This window comes from Trichococcus flocculiformis (genome assembly GCF_900113645.1).
GTDB lineage: Bacteria > Bacillota > Bacilli > Lactobacillales > Aerococcaceae > Trichococcus > Trichococcus flocculiformis.
The window spans coordinates 1-2,397 of record NZ_FOQC01000091.1; the positions used below are offsets into that span (position 1 = coordinate 1).

Below are 2,397 nucleotides of genomic sequence, written 5' to 3' on the forward strand. Positions count from 1 at the left end.
CCGCGGTTTCTTAGCCGATGTGAACGGGCGTCCCCTTGAGGTGATTGACCGACTGTGCGTGCGGATGTAAAGTATTTAATTCAACCTATATAGAAGCTTATGTAGAAGGAAAAATATAGTATCAACCCAATCATATTCACAGTCAGCACCTCGATATTTCCCGTACTGCACATAGAAGATAAAGTGCGGAAGTAACCCGATCAGTCTTCTCATTCCTATTTATTTGCCGCAGTCCCATTGAAGAATGCTCTTAGATTATCCGGCAACATATATTCCTTTTTGGATTTTGGAGATTCTGAATGCCCTCCATAGACTTCTTTCAAAATTGCATTCACGATCATTTCTTTTGGTGGTTCAGGATGTTCAACACCTTCATAAACCCAGGACCTGCAATCTACCGAATCTCCGCAAATATCTCCGCAGTCCTTGCAAGCAGTTTCCGTAACATCCAAGGAGATGTCGTTACCGTTGATTCTTATCGTCGGTGAGCTGAGGAAGCTATGTTTGATTGCCAACTCAGGTGATGAGATATTTACTTTATTTACACTCACTTCATAGCCAGCGGATGTCAAAACCGCCGAAACTTCATTTATTGCCTGCTCCAAATTACTTTCGGCACCCTGACACCTTTTGCATATATTTAGATCCAGATACAAGAAATCGATGTCAATTTTCTTTTCTACTTGCTTTTGTGGGCAGCAATCACCACTGCAAGAACACCCATCTTTGTTATTGTTCATAATTCCCTTCACCTTTCATGGGGACAGCGCGTTGAGTTGATTTTGTCCTGTATTCAGAAATGGCCCAAATCGTGAAGACGTTCTTCATTCTTCCGCATAGCCAAAGTAGACCAGAATTTTCTCCAGTACTTGGTATTCAGGGACATAACCATCCCCCGCAGATTGATCTTCACTGATACTAAATGGAGCCGATCCGATCATTGTTTCCTCATGGATAACGGTGCCGGTAGCCCTGTCCAGGATGGTAATTTGGACATAGCGCGTATAAGCGATCCCTTCATTTGAGTAGGTTCCCGTCTCCATGTAATAGCTGCGCAGCTTCACCAGCACGTTCATCTCAGCATCCGACTTGGCCTTCAATTCTTCCGGCAAATCGAGATAGTGCGGTGAATACACGTACTTTTCTCCGGCTCCTTCCTCAACAGATTCATCGTTTTCGATGATGAACACTTTGGCTGGCGTCGGAGCTGCCGATTCCACAAGCACGCCTTGGATAGCCGCATACGCATCCACATTCCCGATCAGATCGCTGTTTTCCAGTTCGCTGATTTGGCTCTCCCTGATCGCTTCCGGATCCGAAGATGAGGCAGCTTCGTCGCTCGATGAACCGCAGCCCGAAAAGATAAACAACAACATGGTCATGATGAAGAAAAACGTGCATCGGCGTTTGTTATTTTTGATCATCTGAAGTCCCTCCTTGGACTAAAAAAACTGATGACAAAGGAAGACAATCGACTACAAAATCCATTTTGTAAGCGCTCTTTTTCGACCTCATTATAACATATCACGAGCCCTTGAATCGCGTACGGCTTCACCTGACACAACGCAAAAAAGGCCACACAGAATCCTCTCTTTAAGGAAGGTTGTATAGGCCTTTCAAATTATTCAGTTACCGTATAGCAAATGGGTTCATAACTTTTACCTCATGTTAATATCTCCATATCTTTGCGGACATCATCTCTTACATTAAAAATTTCTGCGTACTTAAGTAACTTGGCATAATCTGCCTCTGGGCCTTTCAAATATCTTTTGACTGCCTCAAATACTAAATCATTGTCCAGACTATTTTTCTTTCTGAGGCAGTCGCAAACGGTTCGCTCCTTATCGTAAACCTTGACTTGATTGCCATAAGGAGTTTCCATGGAAATAGCGCCCATTGAGTGAAGATCTTCAGCTATAAAAAAATTTGTACTTCTCTTTATCCTTCAAAAGCCTTGTGTTATAACCCGAAGGAATGGTCACCATCAACTGAAAAGGCGTACGATCGGCTAGGTTATGAAAATAAAGAGCAGTTTCATGCGAAAAGATTCATTTCTGGCATCTGTATTGGGGCAAAAAAAATTTATCTTCAATAAATTCTGGATCCATATATAGCCCTTGCTCAATCTTTTCAATCTCTCCCGACTGATTCATCCGCTGCAAATTTTTGTACGCTACCCCGTTCTCTCAGGCTTGTCTTGCAGTTAACAATCCATTATTTTCTTTCAACATTTTAAATACTACATCCCTTTGACTCATCAGATTTCCACCGTCCTTATTGTCACTTTCGTTCGTATGAACTTTAACTCAACTTTCGCACACCGAAAAAGACCCTAAAGGCTTGATATATCAATAATTCTAGCTATACTATTATGCCGATAAACCGCTCGGGAACTGA

The 2,397-nt window shown here is 42.4% G+C and carries 3 protein-coding genes; all 3 read right to left on the reverse strand.

From position 1 onward, the window contains the following. Positions 1-215 precede the first annotated feature (215 nt). The 3 genes from BMZ71_RS14430 to BMZ71_RS14440 all read right to left on the reverse strand — a co-directional run bounded on the left by BMZ71_RS14430 (position 216) and on the right by BMZ71_RS14440 (position 1,897). On the reverse strand, positions 216-740 hold the full coding sequence (locus tag BMZ71_RS14430; RefSeq protein WP_086990973.1) for a DUF2703 domain-containing protein: 525 nt from the start codon (positions 738-740) through the stop codon (positions 216-218). Between the two features lie 84 nt (positions 741-824). Continuing rightward, entirely contained in the window at positions 825-1,424 is a 600-nt protein-coding gene (locus BMZ71_RS14435) for a hypothetical protein (protein WP_086990975.1), read from the reverse strand. A 239-nt stretch (positions 1,425-1,663) separates the two neighbouring features. After that, positions 1,664-1,897: a hypothetical protein gene (locus BMZ71_RS14440; protein ID WP_086990977.1), complete on the reverse strand. Its 234-nt coding sequence runs from the start codon at positions 1,895-1,897 to the stop codon at positions 1,664-1,666. Positions 1,898-2,397 lie beyond the last annotated feature (500 nt).